This window comes from Streptomyces sp. NPDC058662 (assembly GCF_042716255.1).
Lineage (GTDB): Bacteria > Actinomycetota > Actinomycetes > Streptomycetales > Streptomycetaceae > Streptomyces.
Genome location: NZ_JBHXRU010000186.1, coordinates 1 through 5,180 on the forward strand (window position 1 = coordinate 1; position 5,180 = coordinate 5,180).

Below are 5,180 nucleotides of genomic sequence, written 5' to 3' on the forward strand. Positions count from 1 at the left end.
GGCGGGCTCCCGCGCTTTGCACCACCGCAGCGCGATCTTGTTGATGTTAACGATATGACGCCCCGGCGCAGGCGGATGGGGGCGGGGGGGGGACCCAGCCCCGCCCGGCCCCCTCACGTGGTGGCTCCGTGCGCGACGGCGCCTTTCGGTGCTACTTCACGGCCTTGAGCGCGTCCACCACGCCGTAGCCGTAGTAGCCGGTCTGGCCCCACTTGCTCTCGCAGGTGGTGGCGTCGATCAGGGCGCCCGTGGCGTCGTAGATCTGGGCCGGGCAGTCCGCCTTGGTCGCCTGGGACTTCAGCATCCGCTGGAGCTGGGCCGGCGTCGCCGACGGGTGCGCGCTCTTGAGCAGAGCCGCGACACCGGCGACGTGCGGGGCGGCCATCGAGGTGCCCTGCTTGTAGCCGTAGCCGCCGCCGAGGACCGTCGACAGCACCCGTCCGTTGGCGTCCGGGGTGGCCGGGACCTGCCAGCGGTCGCCGCCGGGGGCGGCGACGTCCACGACGCCGAGGCCGTAGCTGGAGTAGTACGAGCGCAGGCCCTTGTCACCGGTCGCCGAGACCGTGACCACGCCCGGCAGCTGGGTGGGCAGGTCGAGGCAGACGCTCGGGTCGATGACGCGCTCGACCGGAGTGGTGTCGTTCGGACTGGTGGTGTCCGTGAGCGTGTCGGCGGCCAGGTCCTGGTTGGAGTTGCCCGCCGAGGCGATGTGCAGGGTGCCCTTGCGCTCCGCGTACTTGGTGGCCCGGCCTATCGCCTCGACGAGGGCCTTCTGGTCGTCGTCCGTCTTGCAGTTGAAGAGCCACGGGTCGACGTAGTAGCTGTTGTTCGTGACCTCGATGCCCTTCTCGGCGGCGAACATGAAGCCGCAGACGACCGCCTCGGTGTAGAAGAGGCTGGTCCCGGGCTCGCTCACCTTGATGCCGGCGACCTTCACGCCCGGCGCGACACCGCTGATGCCGACCCCGTTGCGCGGGGCGGCGATGGTGCCGGCCACGTGCGTGCCGTGGTCGCTGCCGTCCGCGTACGGGCGCCAGGCGCCCTCGGAGGTGTCGGCGACGCCGCCGACACAGTTGGCCGACTGCTCACGGGAGAAGTTGCCCGCCAGATCGGGGTGGGTGTCGTCGACACCCGTGTCGATGACGCCCACCGTGACGTTCCGGCTGCCATCGTTGATCTGGTGAGCCTGGTCGGCCTTGATCGCCCGCAAGTCCCACTGGTTGGACTCCAGGGGCTCCTGCCCCGGCGCGGCCTCGGCCGCCGCCTTGGCGGCGTCCTCCGCGCTCAGCTTCTGCGTGGTGCCCTCCTCGGTGGTCTGCACCGGGGAGAGGGGGGCCGTACGGGTGCTGCCGACCGATACGAACAGGCTGCGCTGGGCCCGCAGCTGCTTGGCGAAGTCCGGGTTCTGGGAGTGGGCGACGACGACCCCGATCTGGTCGTAGGACGTCACCACCGTTCCACCGGCACGCTCGATGGCCTTCTTCGCCTGCTTCGCCGTGCCGTACGCGGTCAGGTTCGCCACATACGACAGCTTGGGCCCCGAGGTGTCGGGCTTCGAGGCCGTCGCCGCGCCTGCCGCCGTGCTGTCCAGCGGCGCGGCGGAGGCCGCGACGGAGGGCAGGAAGGCGAGCGAGGCGGTGAGCGCCAGGCCGACCGGAACGGCGAGAGCACGCCGGCGGCCGGATCCCAGATGAGCCATGGGTTCTCCACATCATCTTTGGAAAAGCCGTCCGGACGCGGTCGCGGCGGACGGGTTCATGACACAAGAACCTAGTGCGGCCGTTCCCGTCTCCGCTATCAGTTCGAGCAATCAGTTTCTGGAGAAACCGCGGGTGTTGAACCGTCCCGACGCGCCGGCCGTGCCGATGACAGGGGGGCTCAGCACCACCACCCCCCACACGGAGGTTGTTTTGTCCGTCGTCCCCACCGCACCAGCGTCACAAGGAGAGTCCCCCGTGACCACCGAAGCAGCGCCGCCGCCGGGCGGCGCGGGAACGCAGCAGGCCGGCCCCTCGGCCGAGGACTTCGCGCGCGTCCAGCAGAGCGCCGAGTTCGCCGAACTGCGCCGTTCCTACCGGTCCTTCGCCTTCCCGCTCACCGTGGCCTTCATCGCCTGGTACCTGCTCTACGTGCTGCTGTCCAACTACGCGGGCGGCTTCATGGGGACCAAGCTCTTCGGCAACATCAACGTCGCCCTCGTGCTCGGCCTCGGCCAGTTCGCGACGACCTTCCTGATCGCCTGGCTGTACTCGCGGCACGCCGCCACCCGGCTCGACCCCAAGGCCGAGGCCATCAAGGCGCGGATGGAGGCGGGCGAATGAGCCTCGCCGCCGGCCTGCCCGTGACGACGGTCGCCGCCGGCGCCGCCGAGCACCGGCCGCTGATCATCACCCTGTTCGGCCTGTTCGTCGTCGCCACCCTGATCATCACGGTCTGGGCCGGCCGCCAGACCAAGGACGCCGCCGACTTCTACGCGGGCGGCCGCCAGTTCACCGGTTTCCAGAACGGCCTCGCCATCTCCGGCGACTACATGTCCGCCGCGTCCTTCCTGGGCATCGCCGGCGCCATCGCCCTGTTCGGCTACGACGGCTTCCTCTACTCCATCGGCTTCCTCGTCGCCTGGCTCGTCGCCCTGCTCCTCGTCGCCGAGCCGCTGCGCAACTCCGGCCGGTACACGATGGGCGACGTCCTCGCGTACCGGATGCGCCAGCGTCCCGTACGGACCGCCGCGGGCACCTCCACCATCGTGGTCTCGATCTTCTACCTGCTCGCCCAGATGGCCGGCGCCGGCGTGCTGGTCTCGCTGCTGCTCGGCATCACCAGCGACGGCGGCAAGGTGGCCGTCGTCGCCCTGGTGGGCGTCCTGATGATCGTCTACGTGACCATCGGCGGCATGAAGGGCACCACCTGGGTCCAGATGATCAAGGCCGTCCTGCTCATCGCCGGAGCCCTGCTCATCACCTTCCTGGTGCTGATGAAGTTCAACTTCAACATCTCCGACCTGCTGGGCTCGGCCGCCGAGAACAGCGGGCAGGGAGCGAAGTTCCTTGAGCCCGGGCTCAAGTACGGCAAGGACTCGACCTCGAAGCTGGACTTCATCTCCCTCGGCATCGCCCTCGTCCTCGGCACGGCCGGCCTGCCGCACATCCTCATCCGCTTCTACACCGTTCCCACGGCCCAGGCCGCCCGCAAGTCCGTGAACTGGGCCATCGGCATCATCGGCGCCTTCTACCTGATGACCATCGCCCTCGGATTCGGCGCCGCGGCCCTGCTGAACCGGGCCGACATCCTCGCCTCCAACAAGGCCGGCAACACCGCGGCCCCGCTCCTCGCCCAGGAGATCGGCGGCGGCGCGGGATCCACGGGCGGCGCCGTCCTGCTCGCCGTGATCTCCGCGGTGGCCTTCGCCACCATCCTCGCCGTGGTCGCGGGACTGACCCTCGCCTCCTCCTCGTCCTTCGCGCACGACCTCTACGTGAACGTCATCCGCCGAGGCAACGCCACCGAGAAGGAGGAGGTCCGCGCGGCCCGCTGGTCCACCGTGGTGATCGGGGCGGTCGCCATCGGCCTGGGCGCCCTGGCCCGGGACCTGAACGTCGCCGGCCTCGTCGCGCTGGCCTTCGCGGTGGCCGCCTCCGCCAACCTGCCGACGATCCTCTACAGCCTCTTCTGGAAGCGCTTCACCACCCGGGGGGCGCTCTGGTCGATCTACGGCGGCCTGGTCTCGTCGGTCGTCCTGGTGCTGTTCTCCCCGGTCGTCTCCGGGAAGCCCACCTCCATGTTCAAGGACGCCGACTTCTACTGGTTCCCGCTGGAGAACCCCGGGCTCATCTCCATCCCCCTGGGCTTCCTGCTCGGCTGGCTGGGCACCCTGCTGTCGAAGGAGAAGGCCGACGCCGGCAAGTTCGCCGAGCTGGAGGTCCGCTCCCTCACCGGCACCGGGGCCCACTGACCGGTCCGGGCCCCTGCGGATCCGTCCGAACACCGTGCGTGGCCGCGTCGTACTTCTCTACGACGCGGCCACGCCGCGTCTCGTTCGTTCGGGCACCCCTGAGCGCCACACGGGTCGCGTAGGCTCGAATACAGCGCCGGTAGTTCGTCCTCAGTCGGCGCGACCTCTACGAACCGGACAGGGGAGGGGGCCCACAGTGCTTCTCGACACCTATGGCCGCGTGGCCACTGACCTGCGCGTCTCACTGACCGACCGGTGCAACCTGCGCTGTACGTACTGCATGCCCGAGGAGGGCCTGCAGTGGCTCGGCAAGTCGGACCTGCTCAGCGACGAGGAGATCGTCCGGCTGATCCGTATCGCCGTCACCCGCCTCGGCATCACCGAGGTCCGCTTCACCGGCGGCGAGCCGCTGCTGCGGCCGGGCCTCGTCGGCATCGTCGAGCAGTGCGCGGCCCTGGAGCCCCGCCCCCGGATGTCGCTGACCACCAACGGCATCGGCCTCAAGCGCACCGCGCAGGCCCTCAAGGCCGCCGGGCTGGACCGGGTGAACGTCTCCCTGGACACGCTGCGCCCCGAGGTCTTCAAGACCCTCACCCGCCGCGACCGGCACCAGGACGTCATCGACGGCATGGCCGCGGCCCGTGCGGCCGGCCTCACCCCGGTGAAGGTCAACGCCGTACTGATGCCGGGACTCAACGACGACGAGGCCCCCGACCTGCTCGCCTGGGCCGTGGAGAACGCCTACGAGCTCCGCTTCATCGAGCAGATGCCGCTCGACGCCCAGCACGGCTGGAAGCGCGACGGCATGATCACCGCCGGGGACATCCTCCAGTCCCTGCGGACCCGCTTCACGCTCACCGAGGAGGGCGCCGAGGAGCGGGGCTCGGCCCCGGCCGAGCGCTGGGTGGTCGACGGCGGCCCGGCCACCGTCGGCGTCATCGCCTCCGTCACCCGGCCGTTCTGCGGAGCCTGCGACCGCACCCGCCTCACCGCCGACGGCCAGATCCGCACCTGCCTCTTCGCCACCGAGGAGTCGGACCTGCGCGCCGCCCTGCGCTCGGGCGCCCCGGACGAGGAGATCGCCCGGCTGTGGAAGGTGGCGATGTGGGGCAAGAAGGCCGGCTCCGGCCTCGACGACCCGTCGTTCCTGCAGCCCGACCGCCCGATGTCGGCGATCGGCGGCTGAGCACCGCCCCGGACAGCGCGAAGGCCGCCCGGAGTCCCGCTC

4 protein-coding genes are annotated in these 5,180 nt (G+C 70.4%); 3 read left to right on the forward strand and 1 reads right to left on the reverse strand.

What is annotated here, in order from left to right:
- Window positions 1-151: 151 nt before the first annotated feature.
- Window positions 152-1,699, reverse strand: a complete 1,548-nt coding sequence (locus ACFWUQ_RS31080) for a S8 family serine peptidase (RefSeq protein WP_384544697.1) — start codon at window positions 1,697-1,699, stop codon at window positions 152-154.
- Between the two features lie 256 nt (window positions 1,700-1,955).
- Between ACFWUQ_RS31080 and ACFWUQ_RS31085 the strand changes: the two genes are divergently transcribed.
- From ACFWUQ_RS31085 to moaA, 3 genes are all read left to right on the forward strand, one after another.
- Window positions 1,956-2,321, forward strand: coding sequence for a DUF485 domain-containing protein (locus ACFWUQ_RS31085; RefSeq protein WP_384544699.1), 366 nt, complete (start codon window positions 1,956-1,958; stop codon window positions 2,319-2,321).
- Window positions 2,318-3,952, forward strand: a complete 1,635-nt coding sequence (locus ACFWUQ_RS31090) for a cation acetate symporter (protein WP_384544701.1) — start codon at window positions 2,318-2,320, stop codon at window positions 3,950-3,952. The genes ACFWUQ_RS31085 and ACFWUQ_RS31090 overlap by 4 nt, the downstream gene beginning before the upstream one ends.
- Before the next feature lie 196 nt (window positions 3,953-4,148).
- Window positions 4,149-5,138 carry a GTP 3',8-cyclase MoaA gene (moaA, locus tag ACFWUQ_RS31095; protein ID WP_384544703.1) on the forward strand — a complete coding sequence of 330 codons (990 nt, stop codon included), beginning with the start codon at window positions 4,149-4,151 and terminating at the stop codon, window positions 5,136-5,138.
- Window positions 5,139-5,180 lie beyond the last annotated feature (42 nt).

What these genes read in the sequence shown, in the direction of transcription:
- ACFWUQ_RS31090 (WP_384544701.1), top strand. Translation starts at nt 2,318, where the DNA reads ATGAGCCTCGCCGCCGGCCTGCCCGTGACGACGGTCGCCGCCGGCGCC.
- ACFWUQ_RS31080 (WP_384544697.1), bottom strand. Translation starts at nt 1,699, where the DNA reads ATGGCTCATCTGGGATCCGGCCGCCGGCGTGCTCTCGCCGTTCCGGTC.